At 63.3% G+C, this 15,907-nt stretch carries 16 protein-coding genes and 1 tRNA gene; 5 read left to right on the top strand and 12 right to left on the bottom strand.

Features of this window, described 5'->3' with window-relative positions; translation table 11 throughout:
• Positions 1–51: 51 nt before the first annotated feature.
• A tRNA-Ile gene (locus tag M2281_RS14620) sits at positions 52–127 on the bottom strand.
• A gap of 134 nt (positions 128–261) precedes the next feature.
• On the opposite strand from M2281_RS14620, the gene M2281_RS14615 reads away from it, so the two are divergent.
• Positions 262–975 carry an SIMPL domain-containing protein gene (locus M2281_RS14615; protein WP_280821907.1) on the top strand — a complete coding sequence of 238 codons (714 nt, stop codon included), beginning with the start codon at positions 262–264 and terminating at the stop codon, positions 973–975.
• A gap of 106 nt (positions 976–1,081) precedes the next feature.
• Here M2281_RS14615 and M2281_RS14610 read toward each other — a convergent pair whose 3' ends face one another.
• The 4 genes from M2281_RS14610 to M2281_RS14595 form a co-directional block, all read right to left on the bottom strand.
• Positions 1,082–1,771 carry an outer membrane protein gene (locus M2281_RS14610; protein ID WP_280821906.1) on the bottom strand — a complete coding sequence of 230 codons (690 nt, stop codon included), beginning with the start codon at positions 1,769–1,771 and terminating at the stop codon, positions 1,082–1,084.
• Positions 1,772–1,977: 206 nt separating this feature from the next.
• Complete coding sequence (locus M2281_RS14605) at positions 1,978–2,649, bottom strand: outer membrane protein (RefSeq protein ID WP_280821905.1); 672 nt, start codon at positions 2,647–2,649, stop codon at positions 1,978–1,980.
• 267 nt (positions 2,650–2,916) lie between these two features.
• Positions 2,917–3,285 carry a hypothetical protein gene (locus M2281_RS14600; RefSeq protein ID WP_280821904.1) on the bottom strand — a complete coding sequence of 123 codons (369 nt, stop codon included), beginning with the start codon at positions 3,283–3,285 and terminating at the stop codon, positions 2,917–2,919.
• A gap of 198 nt (positions 3,286–3,483) precedes the next feature.
• Positions 3,484–3,930: a YcgN family cysteine cluster protein gene (locus M2281_RS14595; RefSeq protein WP_280822484.1), complete on the bottom strand. Its 447-nt coding sequence runs from the start codon at positions 3,928–3,930 to the stop codon at positions 3,484–3,486.
• A gap of 211 nt (positions 3,931–4,141) precedes the next feature.
• Here M2281_RS14595 and M2281_RS14590 point away from each other — a divergent pair, with 211 nt between their 5' ends.
• Both M2281_RS14590 and M2281_RS14585 read left to right on the top strand, forming a co-directional pair.
• The gene (locus tag M2281_RS14590) at positions 4,142–6,652 is read left to right on the top strand and encodes an OmpA family protein (protein WP_280821903.1); all 2,511 of its coding nucleotides are present in this window, start codon (positions 4,142–4,144) and stop codon (positions 6,650–6,652) included.
• 285 nt (positions 6,653–6,937) lie between these two features.
• The gene (locus M2281_RS14585) at positions 6,938–7,474 is read left to right on the top strand and encodes a TIGR00645 family protein (RefSeq protein ID WP_280821902.1); all 537 of its coding nucleotides are present in this window, start codon (positions 6,938–6,940) and stop codon (positions 7,472–7,474) included.
• A gap of 100 nt (positions 7,475–7,574) precedes the next feature.
• Here M2281_RS14585 and M2281_RS14580 read toward each other — a convergent pair whose 3' ends face one another.
• The gene (locus M2281_RS14580; RefSeq protein WP_280821901.1) at positions 7,575–8,444 is read right to left on the bottom strand and encodes an SDR family oxidoreductase; all 870 of its coding nucleotides are present in this window, start codon (positions 8,442–8,444) and stop codon (positions 7,575–7,577) included.
• A gap of 27 nt (positions 8,445–8,471) precedes the next feature.
• Positions 8,472–8,678, bottom strand: coding sequence for a hypothetical protein (locus M2281_RS14575; RefSeq protein ID WP_280821900.1), 207 nt, complete (start codon positions 8,676–8,678; stop codon positions 8,472–8,474).
• 221 nt (positions 8,679–8,899) lie between these two features.
• On the opposite strand from M2281_RS14575, the gene M2281_RS14570 reads away from it, so the two are divergent.
• Positions 8,900–10,684, top strand: a complete 1,785-nt coding sequence (locus M2281_RS14570) for a GGDEF domain-containing protein (RefSeq protein ID WP_280821899.1) — start codon at positions 8,900–8,902, stop codon at positions 10,682–10,684.
• A gap of 46 nt (positions 10,685–10,730) precedes the next feature.
• Here M2281_RS14570 and M2281_RS14565 read toward each other — a convergent pair whose 3' ends face one another.
• Complete coding sequence (locus M2281_RS14565) at positions 10,731–11,210, bottom strand: hypothetical protein (protein ID WP_280821898.1); 480 nt, start codon at positions 11,208–11,210, stop codon at positions 10,731–10,733.
• Positions 11,211–11,529: 319 nt separating this feature from the next.
• Here M2281_RS14565 and M2281_RS14560 point away from each other — a divergent pair, with 319 nt between their 5' ends.
• Positions 11,530–12,174 carry a cytochrome c oxidase assembly factor Coa1 family protein gene (locus M2281_RS14560; RefSeq protein WP_280821897.1) on the top strand — a complete coding sequence of 215 codons (645 nt, stop codon included), beginning with the start codon at positions 11,530–11,532 and terminating at the stop codon, positions 12,172–12,174.
• 94 nt (positions 12,175–12,268) lie between these two features.
• On the opposite strand, the gene M2281_RS14555 is transcribed toward M2281_RS14560, so the two are convergent.
• The 4 genes from M2281_RS14555 to rpoD form a co-directional block, all read right to left on the bottom strand.
• Positions 12,269–12,556: an HlyU family transcriptional regulator gene (locus M2281_RS14555; protein WP_280821896.1), complete on the bottom strand. Its 288-nt coding sequence runs from the start codon at positions 12,554–12,556 to the stop codon at positions 12,269–12,271.
• A 210-nt stretch (positions 12,557–12,766) separates the two neighbouring features.
• The gene (locus M2281_RS14550) at positions 12,767–13,060 is read right to left on the bottom strand and encodes a GYD domain-containing protein (protein ID WP_280821895.1); all 294 of its coding nucleotides are present in this window, start codon (positions 13,058–13,060) and stop codon (positions 12,767–12,769) included.
• A gap of 236 nt (positions 13,061–13,296) precedes the next feature.
• Positions 13,297–13,581: a putative hemolysin gene (locus tag M2281_RS14545; protein ID WP_280821894.1), complete on the bottom strand. Its 285-nt coding sequence runs from the start codon at positions 13,579–13,581 to the stop codon at positions 13,297–13,299.
• A gap of 83 nt (positions 13,582–13,664) precedes the next feature.
• Positions 13,665–15,689: an RNA polymerase sigma factor RpoD gene (gene rpoD, locus M2281_RS14540; RefSeq protein ID WP_280821893.1), complete on the bottom strand. Its 2,025-nt coding sequence runs from the start codon at positions 15,687–15,689 to the stop codon at positions 13,665–13,667.
• Positions 15,690–15,907 lie beyond the last annotated feature (218 nt).

Here is a 15,907-nt window from a genome sequence, read left to right as displayed (position 1 = left end):
ACCTGTTAAGACTCAACGACGACCGACGACGACGCGACGACGGAATTTCAATGGTGGGCCCGGAGGGACTCGAACCCCCAACCAAGCGGTTATGAGCCGCCGGCTCTAACCATTGAGCTACAGGCCCCACTCATTCGGCTGGATAGTGTCTTTTTGCGAAGCGCACAAGGCTTATCCCGCAAACAGTTTGCACTTGCCGCAATCCACCCATAATCGCAACATAGTGCCGCTTCGATAGGGACGACGATATTGGAGATTTGCATGACGAAGTATTACCTCCCACTGGCGCTCGCCGCAGCGATGGCTCTCCCGACCTTCGCCGCCGCGCATGCGCAGAATCAGCCGCCGCAGCGCATCGTCGTAACCGGCGAAGGCGAAAAGTCTGTCGCTCCCGATCTTGCGCTGCTCTCGCTCAGCGTCATGCGCGAGGCCAAGACCGCGCGCGAGGCGCTTGACGCCAACAACGACGCGATGGCCGCGGTGATCGCGGCCATGAAGGCCGCCGGCATCGAGGACCGCGACATGCAGACCTCGGGCATCCAGATCATCCCGCGCTACAACTACAACACCAAGCCTGATGGCAGCCAGGAGGCGCAGCTCGTCGCCTACCAGGTCACCAACACGCTGTCGGTACGGGTGCGCGACCTGGCCAAGGCCGGCGACATTCTCGACAAGTCGGTCTCGCTCGGCGTCAACCAGGGCGGCGGCATCACCTTCACCAACAACGACCCCTCGGCCGCCCTCACCGAGGCGCGCAAGATGGCGGTGAAGAATGCGATCGACAAGGCAAAGGTCCTGAGCGAGGCGGCCGGCGTGCAGCTCGGCCGCGTGCTCGAGATCACCGACCAGACCTTCCAGCCGCGCCCGATGCCGATGGCCAAGAGCGTGGCCTATGACAGCGCCGGCGCGGTGCCGGTGCAGGCCGGCGAGAACTCGTACAACGTTCAGGTCAACGTCACCTTCGAGATCAAGTGACCGGACTTCCCTGGCGGCGCCCCGGCGCCGCCAGGAACTGCGTCTGCCACGCGGACAAAAAAAGCCCCGGCTTTCGCCGGGGGCAGACATCGTTGCGTGGTGCAGATCAGAACTTGTAGGCGACGCCCAAGCGGAGATCATGCGTGCGAACCCGGGCCGTCCACTGATCCTCAGCGACATCAGGCTGAGACGCTATGAAATCCTTCTTGCCGTACTGGGTATAGCGATACTCGCCGCGCAGCGTCCAATTGTCCGTGACCGCGTATTCGCCGCCCGCGCCAATCGTCCATCCGGTCAGCGTGCGCGAAGCAGAACTATTGTATGAGCCATTTCTAAGCTCTTCAAAACGGAAGTGTGCGATGGCGGGACCACCCGCAATGTAGGGCATGAAGCGGTCAAAGGCGTACCCAACTCGCGCCCGCGCTGCTCCGGCCCAATTGAGCTTTGTGCTGCTCGAGTATGTGTCGACTGATACGTTGTCGCCCGACGCTTTGACGCTGCCCCAATTGAAGTCACCTTCGACGCCAAGAACAACGCCGCCATCAAGCTGGTAGTTGTAGCCGCCGAAGATTCCGCCGAATGCGCCGCGCGGGCTCAGCCGATAGTTCCATTCGCTCTCGCTATCGAAATCGTAGTCGTGGTTAACCTTTCCCCCGACCACATAGCCGATCTGGCCGCCGACATAGACACCCGACCAATTGTAAGCCGCAACGGGCTCCTGAACGACCACGTCGGCGGCCCTCGCGGCAGTGACGCTCGCGGCAACAAGTGCCGCCGCGACGATGAAACTTCTCATGATATTCCCCCTTAAACCCACGCCGGAATAACCCACCAACCGCCGTGACGGCGGTGGCGACGTGGAATGCGTAAGTAGCCTTCTGTTGTTGCATATCCGCGACATCTTCGGCCCCAGCAGCCCCAAACAGACGACCAGATGACTGGAACTAACCTGGCCTTGCGGGCGAGCCGTTCACCTGCCCGAAGCCGCCCGCGTCGCTCGGATCAGAACTTGTAGTTGATCCCGAACTTGACGCTGTGGAAGTTGACCTTCCGGTCGAAGCCGAGACCGCCTTGTTCGAAGACTCGCGCCTTGCCGAGATCGGTATAGGCGTATTCGGTCCTGAGGCTGACGTGATCGGTGACGGCATATTCGACGCCTGCGCCGACGGTCCAGCCGGCCTTGCTCTTCGAGAAGCTAGCGCTGCCGCCAGGGGTTTCGATGTAAGTCTTGGTGTGGCCATAAGCGAGACCGCCGGTTGCGTAGACCAGCAGGCGGTCGGTTGCCAGAACGCCGGCGCGTGCACGCACCGTGCCGTACCAATCAAGCTTGGTGCCGAGTTTGACCGGCTGGAAAATGAAGTCGGTTTCACCCTTGAGGCTAGAGCCCTGGAAATCCGCCTCTGCACCCACGACAAACTGGTCGATCTGATAGTTGTAACCAACCTGAACGCCGCCGATGAATCCATTGGACGAGGAGCCGATGGATGAGACAGGGCCAAAGATGGGCAACTCATGCGTGACCTTGCCGGCGCCAACGCCAACATTTAGGCCGACATAAGCACCGGTCCAGCTGAACACCGGGATGGCTTCCGGCGACACGACATCCGCGGCGAATGCGCCGGTCGACAGAATGGTTGAGAATGCCGCCAGAACGGCGATGCGTTTCGAAAACATTGAAATCCCCAAAGCAGGTATCAGAGGCTAGCGAGTTGATGCGCCGGCTACTCGCCATTTTGGTAGCCGGACTCATGTCCGCGCTCTCCGATATCAAGGGAAGTTTCGATGTTCACGCGCTTCGGTGGAGCAGCCATCAAAAGTTGCCCCAGCTGCAAAATCGGTAACGTTTTGTGCAAGGTCGTCGATATTCGGCCCTTCACGCCCCAAAGAAAAAGCCCCGGAGGATCGCTCCTCCGGGGCTTTTCAAATCGACGCTTCGACGGGTCAGCGCAGGATCGGGCAGTGCGGCTCGCGGCCGAAGGTCACCACCACGCGGTCGCCCCACTTGCGGCCGGCGACCGAGATGGTGCGGCGGCCCATGTCGACGACGCGGGCCCGGTGGATGCCCATGCGGTCGGCCTTGTCGAGCGCCCGGTCGGGCGAGCAGGCACGTTCCCAGCGATCATAGCGGTCGGGGCGCTCCCAACGGTCGGGGCGGTGCCAGCGCTCGCCGTCGCGGACGTACATGCCGCCGTCCACATCGCCGTTGCCGAGGTTGAGATAGATCCCGTCGGCATGCGCGGCCGGAATGGCGGACAATGCGCCAAGGCCGACAAAGGCGGAAAGAGCGGCGGTCTTGAGAATATTGAACATTGATGTCTCCTCTTGGGCTAGTGCCCGTTCGGCGGTTCCTGCCGAAGCGATGTGGAGACAATGCGGCACGGCGGCTGAATGATTCCGGAACCGCCCGTTCATCTACCGTTCATCCGGTAAATCATTGAAAACAATTCGTAATACTGCGTGTGCGGCAAGACTGAGCATCACGCAACGGCAGCTCTGCCCGACGCCCGATCAGGGCTCTTCGGCCAGCATATGGTCGAAGTAATCCTCGGGCTCGGCCATATCGCTTTCCGACGCGGTGACGCGGCCGCGCATCGAAATGCCCGCCTCGTGAACCGTCTCGGCGCTGCCCGAAATCAGCGGATGCCACCAGTAGAGGTCATGCCCCTCGGCAACCAGCCGGTAGGCGCAGGTCGCCGGTAGCCAGGAGATGGTGCGCACGTTCTGCGGCGTCAGCCCCACGCAATCAGGCACGCGCGCGAGACGATTGTGATAGTCGGCGCAGCGGCAGGACTCCGCATCGAACAGGCGGCAGCCGATGCTCGTCCAGTAGATGTCGCCGGTGTCCTCGTCTTCCAGCTTGGACATGCAGCACTTGCCGCAGCCGTCGCAAAGCGATTCCCATTGGGCAGGCGTCATCGCCTCGAGTGCAGTGGTTTTCCAGAAGGGCTCGCTCATAGGCCGCATGTGGCCCGCGCGCGCGGTAAAATCAAGCGCCAAGGGCGTGCGACACCCAGCTCTCACTCAAAAGCGGGCCGAAAAACGACTTGATGACAATTGCCTATCAATCGCCCAACTACTGCCGTTATTGGGGCTCTCGTGGAACAAATTTGCGTGTCTTATCTTCCGAAACTGACGGGACCTTATGCATTACAGGAGAGTTCAGCATATGAAGCGCCAACCCAAGATATTGGCGGGGACAGCCCTTAGCCTGCTCATGGCCTATACGCCGCTCGCGGCCGCGCCAGTGCCGGCAATCGGCGGCTTTGATTCTCCCCGGACGCCGCTCGCCGCCAACACGCAGGCACCGGTTCTGCTCGCGCAGGCGGAAGAAGGGCAGCCGCAGGAACAGCAGCCGTCCGAAGAAGCCCAGCCGAGAAAGAAGCACCGGCAGGCCGAAGAGGCCCAGCAGCCCGCTCCCGAGGCCGGCGGTGGTGCCGCTCAGGAAGAAGCTCAGCCGCGCAAGAAGCATCGCCAGGCGCAGGAAGGCAATCAGCCCGGCGCCGAAGCTGCCCCGATGGAGCGCGCACCCGCCGAAGAGCCGGCGCAGCCCCGCAAGAAGGAGCGCAGGCAGCCGGCGGAGCAGCCCGCTGCGACTCAGGAATTCGCCCCCGCTCCCAGCGAGGCGCCCGCCGAAGCTCCCGTGAGGAAGAAGAAGCACTCCGCCGAGCAGCCGGCCGCCACGCAGGAATTTGCGCCGGCGCCGGCCGAGGCCCCTGCTGAAGCGCCAACGAGGAAGAAGAAGCACGCCGCCGAGCAGCCCGCTGCGACGCAGGAATTTGCCCCCGCGCCAGCCGAGGCTCCTGCCGAAGCGCCGGTGAAGCCGCGCAAGAAGGGCAAGGAGGCTCCGGCCGCCGAACAGCCGGCCTTCAACGGCGAAGCCATGCCCGGCCAGGCCGAGCAGCCTGCCGAGGCCTCGCCCAAGAAGCACAAGAGGGACGGCAAGGCAGCCCCGGCCGCCGAGCAGCCGGCCTTCAACGGCGAAGTCGCACCCGGTCAGGCCGAACAGCCTGCCGATGCCTCGCCCAAGAAGCACAAGAAGGATGGCAAGGCAGCCCCTGCCGCCGAGCAGTCGGCTCCGACCGGCGAAGCCATCCCTGCCCCCGACAAGAAGCCCGCTGCAAGCGACGTGATCCCGAGCGAGACGGCGCCTGCCGCGCAGCCCACTGAGGCGACGCCCGAGAAGCCGCGCAAGAAGGGCGGCAAGGAAGCACCGGTCGCCGAGCAGCCGGCTCCGACCGGCGAAACCGCGCCTGCGCCGGCTGAAAAGCCCGTGCCGACCGAAGCGGCTCCGACCGAGACCGCCCCTGTCGAGCAGCCCAATGGCACCAAGCCGGACAAGCCGAGGAAGAAGGGCGACCACCAGGCTCCCGCCGGCGAACAGCCCGCCGCCCCCGGCGAGGCGGTGACGCCCGGCCAGCCCGCGCAGATTCCGGCCGAGGGCGAAGGCAACGGCAAGCCGGTCAATCCCGCCAAGGAAGCGCCGGTTCCCGGCCAGGAAAAGCCTGCTCAGGGTGAAGCCACCGGCGAGGGCAATGCTGCACCCGACAGCCAGAAGGTTGCACCGGGACCCGACAGCCAGAAGGCCGGTTCGGCCGAAGGCCAGGATCAGGGCGCCCAGGGCCAGGGTCAGGGCAAGGGCGGCCAGTGGCAGGGCGGCAACCGCCGTCCGAAGCCGGCCGAGGAAGCCGGCCCGCCGCCCACCGACGACCGCTCGGCCCAGCAGGAAGTGCAGCCGGAGAAGATCGTTCCGGTGACCTCCGAGCAGGGCAAGCGCGTCAAGGAACGGCCGGTCGACCTTCGTCGTCAGGAGCGCCCGCAGGGCACCGAGATCCTCAAGGAGTTCGGCGACCGCGTGATCATTCAGCTCAACAACCAGGTGATGGTCGAGAGCAACGAACGTCCGCGCATGCGGCACGGCGCCCGCGACGTCTACTATGAGGACCTGCCGCGCGGCCGCAACCGCGAGACCATCGAGCGCGGCGACGGCACCCGGGTGGTCACCATCCGCAACTCCTATGGCGACGTCGTCCGCCGTTCGCGCATCATGCCCGACGGCCACGAATACGTGCTCTCCTATGTCGACGAAAATGACTACGACCGCGTCCGCGACTGGCGCGATCCGGGTGACGATCTGCCGCCCCTGCGGCTCGAGATCCCCGAGGACGACTATGTGCTGACGCCGGAACGCGTGCGCGATCCGGATATGTACTACGACTTCCTCGAACAGCCGCCGGTGGAGCGCGTGGAACGCCTCTACTCGATCGATGAGGTGAAGCGCTCGGCTCGTATCCGCGACAAGACGCGTCGCATCGACCTCGACACGATCAACTTCGAGTTCGGCTCGGCCGCGGTTGCCGAGAACGAGATCTCCCACCTCGAAGGCGTCGCCAACGCGATGGAGCGCATCCTCAAGCAGAACCCTGCCGAGACGTTCCTGATCGAGGGCCACACGGACGCCGTCGGCTCCGAGCTCGCCAATCTGGCGCTGTCGGACAAGCGGGCTGAATCGGTCGCCGCCGCGCTCACCAATGTCTTCGGCATTCCGCCGGAGAACCTGGCGACCCAGGGCTATGGCAAGCAGTTCCTGAAGGTGAAGACCCAGGCACCCGAACGCCAGAACCGTCGCGTCGTGATCCGTCGTATCACGCCGCTAGTGGCCCCAGTTGCCAGCCGGTAAAGAACGCAACCGGCCAACGAAATCGTGATCGATCAAATCGTTCGATCACGGTTTCGCGAAGTCCAGGTGGCGTCATTGACTTGCCGGATTCATTTTCTCATCTGTGCAAGAAGATAGTTCCCTGCCCCGTCTCCCTTATCGGGGGACAGGCGAAAACCCGACCGGAACCCCTCCCCGGTCGGGTTTTTTATTGCCCGGAAATGCCGGCCAATTTGGCGATTTTTCCTTGCAAACAGGCACGCCCTCCCCGAAAAAACAGCCCCCTCGATCTTCCGGAAAGGTTCTATGAAACGTCTCGAACACGCCATCGAATCGATCATCCTGGCTTCGCGCTGGCTGCTGGTCGCCTTCTATCTGGGCCTCGCGGTCGCGCTCGCCATCTACGCCTTGTCCTTCGGCAAGAAACTGTTCGAATTCGTCACCAAGGTCATGGTGATGGGGGACACAGACACCATCCTGAAGATACTGGGGCTGATCGACGCCGCGCTGGTGGCGAGCCTGGTGGTGATGGTCATCATCTCCGGCTACGAGAACTTCGTCAGCCGCTTCGACAACCATGATGGCGAGGTGCATTGGCTGGGCACGATCGACGTCGGCTCGCTGAAGATCAAGGTTGCCTCCACCATCGTGGCAATCTCCTCGATCCACCTGCTGCAGGTGTTCCTCAACCACGCCAGCTACACCAGCGACCAGCTGATGTGGCTTACGCTGATGCATCTGGCCTTCGTCGTCTCGGCGCTGATCCTGGCCTATATCGACCGCCTCACCGGTCTCACCAAACTCGGCAAGAAGGAAGCGGCCGAGGAAGGGCCCGGGCTGTAAGCCCACCAGTCAGCGCCCTGACGGCGCCAACCCAATCAGCAAATTCAGGCGGATAGCCGCTTTTGCTGAATCAGGCCGGCAGCAATGCCGGCCTTCTTTGCTACAGGAAGCCGTTCACCTTCGTGTCGGTCTGGGCAAAGATCGCATCCGGCACGAAGAAGTCGCCGGCCAGCGCGCCCTTGGAACCGGGGGCGTATTTCGAGAAATCCGTCACGCCGGCCTCGCGCAGCACCAGCTCGTCGATGAAGAAATTGCCGGTCGTCTCGCGCGACGGACGGGTCAGGATCGCATGCGCCGCATCGGCCATGATCTCGGGCGAACGGCTCATGGCCGCGACAGTCTCGCCGCCCAGAAGATTGCGTATGGCTGCCGTGTCGATCGCCGTCAGCGGCCACAGCGAATTGACCGCGATGCCCGCCTTGGCGAATTCAGCGCTCATGCCGAGCGTGCACATCGACATGCCGAACTTGGCCATCGTGTAGGCGACGTGGTTCTTGAACCATTTGGGGTCCATGTCAAGCGGCGGCGCCAGATTCAGGATGTGAGGGTTTTGCGCCAACTTCAGGTGCGGAATGCACATTTTGGAAACGAGGAAGGTGCCGCGCGTATTGATCTGGTGCATCAGATCGTAGCGCTTCATGTCCGTCTCCAACGTACCGGTCAGTTGGATTGCGCTGGCATTGTTGATGCAGACGTCGATGCCGCCGAATTTTTCGACCGTCTTTGCGACGGCCTCGGCGACCTGTGTTTCCTCGCGGATGTCGCAGATCACCGGCAGCGCCTTGCCGCCCGCCTTCTCGATCTCCTCGGCCGCCGTGTAGATCGTGCCCGGCAGCTTGGGGTGCGGCTCGGCCGTCTTTGCGGCGATGGTCACATTAGCCCCGTCGCGCGCGGCGCGCAGCGCGATCGCAAGGCCAATCCCGCGCGATCCCCCGGAGATGAAAAGCGTTTTGTTCTTCAACGACGACATCGTTTCTTCCTCCTTGCACCCGGCTGCTCAGTCGGTGGTGATTTCCGTATCAGTCGTGCCGACAGAAACGCCCGACCCCTGAACGGCCACCGACCCGGCCTTGATCTTCGTCGTGGCCGATCCGTTGGCTATCCGGGTGCCGAACACCCCGCCGCCGACCGCACAGCCCGACATGAAAGCCATCGCACAGGCAACCGCAATCGCACAAGCAAGCGAGGTTCGGAACGGGCGCATGGTCACCTCCTGCAGCATTCTTCGCCAGGATCGCAGCAGGGATCAAGAATTGGACCTTTCGGGGGCCACACCGGCTTTTTGAGACCCGATCTCGCGGCCCGATGGCTCGTCGCCGCAAACCATACCAAGTCTTTACCAAGTCGAGGTCCCAACCAGCCGAATTCACCAATTCCCAAGGTTTCCCAAGCAGTGATGGACCCGGGGTAATTTAGAGAATGCTTATGGGGAACTTTCGCCTGCAACATCTTTACTGGCTGGCCGGATGGGTGGCCGTGGCCGGCTGTCTTGTGCTCGGCGGGATGCTGTTCTTCGTCAGCCTGAAGGATTACAGGCGCTATAGCCAGGGCCTGGAAGAGTTCGACCGTTTCCGCCTGGCTCTGCTGGCGGCCAATGCCATTTCGGCCGAGCGCGGCCCGGCAAACAGCCTGATGGGCGCAAACCTGCAGATGACGCCCGAATTCAACCGGCAGCTTGCCAAGCGCCGCGTCCAGACCGATCAGGCGATCGCCGCCCTGGAAGCGGCCTATGCCAAGGACAGCTCGCGCTTCGAAAAGGACCAGGAGGCTGTCGTCCACCTGCGCGAGGAACTCGCGGAGGGCCGCAAGGCCGTCGACGCGATCGCCGGCACGCCCATCGCCGACCGCAAGGGCAACCAGCTTGCCGTGGCGATCAACAGCATGTTCCGTGCCGCCGATGCCGCCACCGACGTGGCCGACCGGCTCGGCCAGACCATCGTCTCCGTCTATCCGCAAGTCAGCACCGAGATCGTCATGGCCAACAATTGCGGCCGCCTGCGCGAACAGGCCGGCCGTTTCGGCTCCTATGTCGTCATGATGCTCACTGCCGCGGACGGTGACGACACCGAACTCAGCCTGATGCTCGCCAACACCGCCGGCCGCATCGAGATCCTGCGCGAGCTGATCGCCGGATATGGCGCCGCCTATCTGGCCGACGCCACCGTCTCCGAGATACTGCACGACGTGGACCAGGCCTATTTCGACACCGCCCTGCCCTATGCCTGGAGCGTGGCTCTCAAGGCGATCAAGGAGCCGGCAACGATGACCACCGGCGAGTTCACCACCAACTACGTGCCGGGAATGCTGCCGGTCGAGCATCTGCGCGACCTCATCATCGAGCGGCTCGCCGCGCGCATCACCGTCTCGCGCGACAACGACGCCCTTCTGCTCGGTTCCTCGGCGGCTCTGACGCTGCTGGTGACCACGCTGCTGGTCGTCATCAGCGCGGCCATGCGGCGCTTCCTGTTCCAGCCGCTGCTGTCTGCCAAGGACCAGATCATCCAGATCGCCCATGGCGACCTCGCCGAGCCGCCGTTGCCGCGCAGCTTCAGCCGCGAGATCCGCGACATGTTCGAGGGCCTGCAGGTGCTGCGCGAAAGCCAGCGCAAGCGCACCGCCCTCGAAAGCGAACGCGACCGCCTGACGGCGCGGCTGAAAATGCTTTCGGAAACCGACAGCCTGACCGGCCTGCTCAACCGCCGCGCCATCGACGGCATCGGCACGCAGGCGGTTGCCGACGCGGCCCGCACGCGCGAGCCGGTAGCCTTCCTGCTCATGGACATCGACCACTTCAAGGCGGTCAACGACACCCATGGCCACGGCGTCGGCGATCTGGTGCTCCAGCGCGTGGGCGAAACGCTGCGCAAGGAAGTGCGCAGCATCGACGTTGTCGCCCGCTTCGGCGGCGAGGAGTTCGTCGTGATGGTGCGCTCGGCCACGGCCGACGGCGGCCGCCAGCTTGCCGAAAAGCTGCGGCTGGCGCTGGCGGCGATGGTCGTCAGCCCCAATCATCCGGAGCTTCGCATCACCGCAAGTTTTGGCGTGGCACTATGGGGGCCCGGCATCGGCAGCTGGACCGCGCTGATCGAGCAGGCCGACCGCCAGCTCTACCGGGCCAAGAACCTCGGCCGCAACCGTGTCTGCATGGCTGAGGATGAAACCGGCGACGGGAACCCCGAGCCGGCTGCGCCCAGGCGCAAGGTCATCTGAAACGCACAGGCCGGCGCCCATAGAGGCGCCGACCAGCAACGGCTGGCTACTTCTTCACGCCGAACACCTCGGCGCAGCGCGATAGACTAAAGCCTTCGCCGTCGGTGTCGCGGGTTGCCTCGATATTGGTAATGACGCCGCCGGCATTGGCAGTAATCTGCGCCTCGCAGAACAGCGCTTCCACCCGCGCCGGCTTCACCATCACCTGCTGCGGCCCGCCGCCGAAGGTCACGCCCGACATGGTCGTGCGCGTTTCGGTGACGGTGGTCGAACTGTTGGGCTGCGTCACCGTCGTCGTGGTCTTGGTCGTGGTCTTGCCTGCCATCGGATCGGCCGTGCCGATGGTGGTGTATTCGGCCGGCAGCGTGCGCATCGTCTCGCCGCCGCGCCAGCGATAGACCTTGCCGCCATTGTTGAGCGGAAATTCGCTGAGCGGCGCACCGTATTGCGAGAAAAACACGTCGCTGGGCTGGCCGACGAAGCGCGCGACTTGATCGCCTTGTTGGCCTCCTCGGTCGTGGTGCACGCGGCAAGCGCCGGTGCCAGAACGGCTATCGCCAGCCCGGCCCGCACAAGCGCGCTCCGCCCGTTCGAAACATTCTTCCAGATCGACATTCATCCCCTCCGAAATCGTCGCGGCGAACCTCCTTTAGGTCGAAGCGGCTTTCAAGTGGGCGGAATGCCATTCCCGGCCTGCCGGCCACAATTTCAACAGTTCAGTTTTCGCAGGTCTTCACGAATAACTTGCAACGGGATGCAATGATGGTTGATCTAGCTGCGCTGACTTTGCGCCTTGCGCGGGATCTTTCGACCCGCCAGCGACAGATCAGCAATCGGAGAACAAGATGTCGCGTGAAGCGCTGAACGAGCCTGCGGAAATCCCGCCCCATCTCGATCGCTGGAACTGGGGCGCCTTTCTGCTCAACTGGATCTGGGGCATCGGCAACAGCACCTTCATCGCGCTACTGGCGCTGATCCCGATGGTCAACATCGTCATGATGATCGTGCTTGGTGCACGCGGCAGCCGCTGGGCATGGCGCAACCGCTACTGGCGCGACGAAGAGCATTTCCGCCGCACACAGCGCAATTGGGCGATTGCGGGCGTGCTCCTCTGGGGCGGCGTCATCGCGCTCGCCGCGGGCAGCATCCTCTCGGTTCCGTTCGCGATGAAGGCGAGCGAGCCCTATCGCGTCAGCATGGAGGCCGTGCAAGCGAATTCGGATGTGCGCCAGGCGCTGGGCTCCGGCATAAAGGCCGGCTTCTGGACCTCAGGCAGCATCAATGTCCAGATGGGCGGCAGCGGTTCTGCCCTGCTGGAGATTCCGGTTCAGGGCGACAAGGGCACCGGCACCGTGACTGCCCACGCGGTCCGCAATGGCGGTCAATGGGACATCCGCCTGCTCTATGTCACGATCGATGGCACCAGCGTGCCGATCGTACTCGTCAATAAGGACGAGCAGTCCATCCCCAGTGCGGCGATCGGCATATAGATCCACGCGCAACCCCCGCGAGGTGGCTCCACCTCACGGCAAAATGCTTCGGCGGCGCTTCGGAACCGGCAGCACCGCACACCCGCTCGGGGGCTCAGATGAAGAGCGTCTCGCCCTGCTCGTCGATCAGCTGCTTGCCCTTCTTGAAGGACACGTCCACCGCATCGTCGATCGAGGCGAAGCGGTCTGCGCGGATGAAGCGATGCTCCTTCATCACGCCATCGACCTCCTTGGAGATGATGCCGCAGGTCTGGAACTGGCCGCCTTCCTTGTACGGCGTGGCGCGGATGCGAAAACCGTTGTGCTCGATCTCCTTGACCGCGGTTTCCGATGTCTTGCTGGCTTCGCTGCCGCCGCCGAAAAGTCGTTTCAGGAAGGACATGTGCACCTCGTTCTCGATTCAGCACGTAAACTAGCGCCCTCGCCCGACAACGTCGAGGCGGCTTGCATGGCCATCCCGTGGATTGGCAGCGCCGGTCACGCAGAGTTCATCGCAGCTGCGGCGATCCTCACGGATGCCCTACTCCGCTCCATCTCATTGTTTTAGCCGCATTTGTGCAACGCCAAGCGTTCCGCTTGCCTGCAAAATGCTCTAGCCCAGCGACGAGATGATCTCCCGATAGGCAGCTTCGGGGAACGCCTTCATTGTATGCGTGCGCACATTGCCGGCCATGCCGATCTGCAGCGCAAGCCGCGCCGCCACCGCATCGTCGGGCGCCTCGCATATCAGCACCATGTCGTACTTGCCCATGGTCATGTAGAAGGCCTTGAAGCTGCCACCCATGTCCTGGAGCTGCTTCTTCACCGCGTCGAGCCGCTTCGGAGACTCGCGCGCATTCTTGATGCCCTGCTCTGTCCAGTTCACCAGCATGATGTAAGTGGTCACGACACACCTCCCTTTCCGGTGCCGCAAAGCGGACGAACCCCGCTGGCGCCGGGTTGAAACGCCCCTTTCCGACCCAGCAGGGAATATGGAGTTGCTTTGAAAGCCGGCAAGCGCCGCCTAAGGGCGTACGCGGTCCGGTTGAGCGGGGGACATCCATGAGGGAAATGCAGTTGTGCGAATGGTTTCGGCCAAGCAGCCGTCAAGGCGCTTGGCACGCAACAGCCGGCCACCCGGCCTCAATACGGGAACAGGTCCCAGCCCTTGCCGCCGCGAGGCTCCACGCATTTCTCGCGGCGCAACAGTGCCCACATCTCGCAGATACGGCCGTCCTGAAGGCGGCAGAAGCCGAACTGATGACCCTTGCTGTCGGCCCGACTGTCGGGTTGCCCGCCGTTCGCGGCGCAGTAGGAGGTCGCCTCATTGGCCAGCCACACCACCGCCTTCGGTCTTGGGTAGCACCCGGCCGTGAAGGCCAGGGCTAGTAAAGCGGCGCAAAGTGTGGCGCGCGTACCGATAAACATCGCTTCGCTCCACTATCAATGCCGTCGTCCGCTTACGTCGGCCAGAAAAAAAGCCCAGGTGCGACACCTGGGCTTTTCATCTCTCAGCTATCGAGGAAGCTTCTCAGCTTGCGCGAGCGGCTCGGATGCTTCAGCTTGCGCAGTGCCTTGGCCTCGATCTGACGAATACGTTCGCGGGTGACCGAGAACTGCTGGCCAACCTCTTCGAGCGTGTGGTCGGTGTTCATGCCGATGCCGAAGCGCATGCGCAGCACGCGCTCCTCGCGCGGGGTGAGCGAGGCCAGAACGCGCGTGGTCGTCTCGCGCAGATTGGCCTGGATCGCCGCGTCGATCGGCAGGATCGCCATCTTGTCCTCGATGAAGTCGCCGAGGTGCGAATCCTCCTCGTCGCCCACCGGCGTTTCGAGCGAGATCGGCTCCTTGGCGATCTTCAGCACCTTGCGCACCTTCTCCAGCGGCATGGCCAGCTTCTCTGCCAGTTCCTCCGGCGTCGGCTCGCGGCCGATCTCGTGCAGCATCTGGCGCGAAGTGCGGACGATCTTGTTGATCGTCTCGATCATGTGCACCGGGATGCGGATGGTGCGGGCCTGGTCGGCGATCGAACGGGTGATCGCCTGCCGGATCCACCAGGTGGCATAGGTCGAGAACTTGTAGCCGCGACGGTACTCGAACTTGTCGACCGCCTTCATCAGGCCGATGTTGCCTTCCTGAATGAGGTCCAGGAACTGCAGGCCGCGGTTCGTGTACTTCTTGGCGATGGAGATGACGAGGCGCAGGTTGGCTTCCACCATCTCCTTCTTGGCGATGGCCGCCTCGCGCTCGCCCTTCTGCACCTGGTTCACGATCTTGCGGAACTCGGCGATGGAGATCGCGGTCTCGGTGGCGAGATTCTGGATTTCCGTGCGGATGTTGCTGATCGCTTTCTTCTCGTTGGCCGAGAACTCCTTCCAGCCGCGGCTGGAGAGAGTGGCGACCCGCGTCAGCCAATTCTGGTCGAGCTCGGAGCCCTGGTATTCCTTCAGGAATTCGTCGCGGCGCACGCCATAGCTTTCGGCCAGGCGAAGCAGCTTGCCCTCGTTCTGCACCAGGCGCTTGTTGATGTCGTAGAGTTGCTCGACCAGCGCCTCGATGCGGGCGTTGTTGAGCGACAGCGACTTCACGGCCTTGATGAGCTGGTCCTTCAGCTCCTTCAGGCGGCGGTCCTGGCTGGGCGACAGCGTGTCGGCGGCAGCCAGACGGCTTTCCACCTGCTGGTCCTGCAGCTTGCGCAGCTTCTTGTAGGTGTCGGCGATGACGTCGAGCGTTTCCATGACCTGCGGGCGCAGCTCGGCTTCCATGGCCGCCAGCGACAGGTTGGTCTCGTCCTCGTCCTCTTCTTCCTCTTCCGGACGGCTTTCGCCGCCGACATTGGTGATGTCGTCCTCGTCGCTGCGCGGAGCACGGCGCGGCTTGTTGTCCTCGGGCGTCTTCGGCCGCTCGAGTTCCTCGCGGTCGAGTATCGGCGCCTGCTTGCCCTCGGGGCCGGCATAGGTGGCTTCGAGGTCGATGATCTCGCGCAGCAGGATCTTGGATTCGTTGAGCTCGTCGCGCCAGATGATGATGGCCTGGAAGGTCAGCGGGCTTTCGCACAGACCCGCGATCATAGTCTCGCGGCCGGCTTCGATGCGCTTGGCGATGGCGATTTCGCCTTCGCGCGACAGAAGCTCCACCGAGCCCATTTCGCGCAGATACATGCGCACCGGGTCGTCGGTACGGTCGGTCGGCTCCTTCTTGGTGACGGCGGCAACCGCGGTGCCGGTCTGTTCGGCCAGCTCGTTGGCGTCCTCGTCGGCGTCGGCGTTGTTCTCGCCTTCGGCCTCTTCGCCAGCCTCGTCATCCTCGACGACATTGATGCCCATGTCCGAAAGCATGGCCATCGTGTCCTCGATCTGCTCGGAAGTGACTTCCTCCGAGGGCAGAACCGAGTTCAACTCGTCCATGGTGACGTAGCCGCGCTTCTTGGCGGCCTTGATCATCTTCTTGACAGCATCGTCGGAAAGGTCGAGCAGAGGGCCGTCGGTGGCGCCTTCGCGTTCGTTCTCGACCTCTTCCTTTTCCTTTATCGCCATTCTTTTTGCTTTCTCCAAGCGACCGGCTATATGGAACTTCCGTCCCGAGCCGGGTACAAATCACCTGCACTGCCATGCAGCCCCTCTAAGCCGTTAGCAGTGCGTGAGTTACATCTTGATTAACCCTAATATCTGGGGCGGCATGCGCCGGCCGTCCAGATCAGCTTCCCATCCTGCCATTTCGGGTGCGGGCCGCGCCGCGGTTAACAACTCGAATC

Origin of the sequence: Pseudaminobacter soli (ex Li et al. 2025) (assembly GCF_029892515.1) — a bacterium.
GTDB classification, from domain to species: Bacteria; Pseudomonadota; Alphaproteobacteria; order Rhizobiales; family Rhizobiaceae; genus Pseudaminobacter; species Pseudaminobacter soli_A.
Note: the sequence above shows the minus strand (reverse complement) of the source record. Positions and strands in the feature narration are given on the sequence as shown.

What these genes read in the sequence shown, in the direction of transcription:
- M2281_RS14615 (WP_280821907.1), top strand. Translation starts at nt 262, where the DNA reads ATGACGAAGTATTACCTCCCACTGGCGCTCGCCGCAGCGATGGCTCTC.
- M2281_RS14610 (WP_280821906.1), bottom strand. Translation starts at nt 1,771, where the DNA reads ATGAGAAGTTTCATCGTCGCGGCGGCACTTGTTGCCGCGAGCGTCACT.
- M2281_RS14605 (WP_280821905.1), bottom strand. Translation starts at nt 2,649, where the DNA reads ATGTTTTCGAAACGCATCGCCGTTCTGGCGGCATTCTCAACCATTCTG.
- M2281_RS14600 (WP_280821904.1), bottom strand. Translation starts at nt 3,285, where the DNA reads ATGTTCAATATTCTCAAGACCGCCGCTCTTTCCGCCTTTGTCGGCCTT.
- M2281_RS14595 (WP_280822484.1), bottom strand. Translation starts at nt 3,930, where the DNA reads ATGAGCGAGCCCTTCTGGAAAACCACTGCACTCGAGGCGATGACGCCT.
- M2281_RS14590 (WP_280821903.1), top strand. Translation starts at nt 4,142, where the DNA reads ATGAAGCGCCAACCCAAGATATTGGCGGGGACAGCCCTTAGCCTGCTC.
- M2281_RS14585 (WP_280821902.1), top strand. Translation starts at nt 6,938, where the DNA reads ATGAAACGTCTCGAACACGCCATCGAATCGATCATCCTGGCTTCGCGC.
- M2281_RS14580 (WP_280821901.1), bottom strand. Translation starts at nt 8,444, where the DNA reads ATGTCGTCGTTGAAGAACAAAACGCTTTTCATCTCCGGGGGATCGCGC.
- M2281_RS14575 (WP_280821900.1), bottom strand. Translation starts at nt 8,678, where the DNA reads ATGCGCCCGTTCCGAACCTCGCTTGCTTGTGCGATTGCGGTTGCCTGT.
- M2281_RS14570 (WP_280821899.1), top strand. Translation starts at nt 8,900, where the DNA reads ATGGGGAACTTTCGCCTGCAACATCTTTACTGGCTGGCCGGATGGGTG.
- M2281_RS14560 (WP_280821897.1), top strand. Translation starts at nt 11,530, where the DNA reads ATGTCGCGTGAAGCGCTGAACGAGCCTGCGGAAATCCCGCCCCATCTC.
- M2281_RS14555 (WP_280821896.1), bottom strand. Translation starts at nt 12,556, where the DNA reads ATGTCCTTCCTGAAACGACTTTTCGGCGGCGGCAGCGAAGCCAGCAAG.
- M2281_RS14545 (WP_280821894.1), bottom strand. Translation starts at nt 13,581, where the DNA reads ATGTTTATCGGTACGCGCGCCACACTTTGCGCCGCTTTACTAGCCCTG.
- rpoD (WP_280821893.1), bottom strand. Translation starts at nt 15,689, where the DNA reads ATGGCGATAAAGGAAAAGGAAGAGGTCGAGAACGAACGCGAAGGCGCC.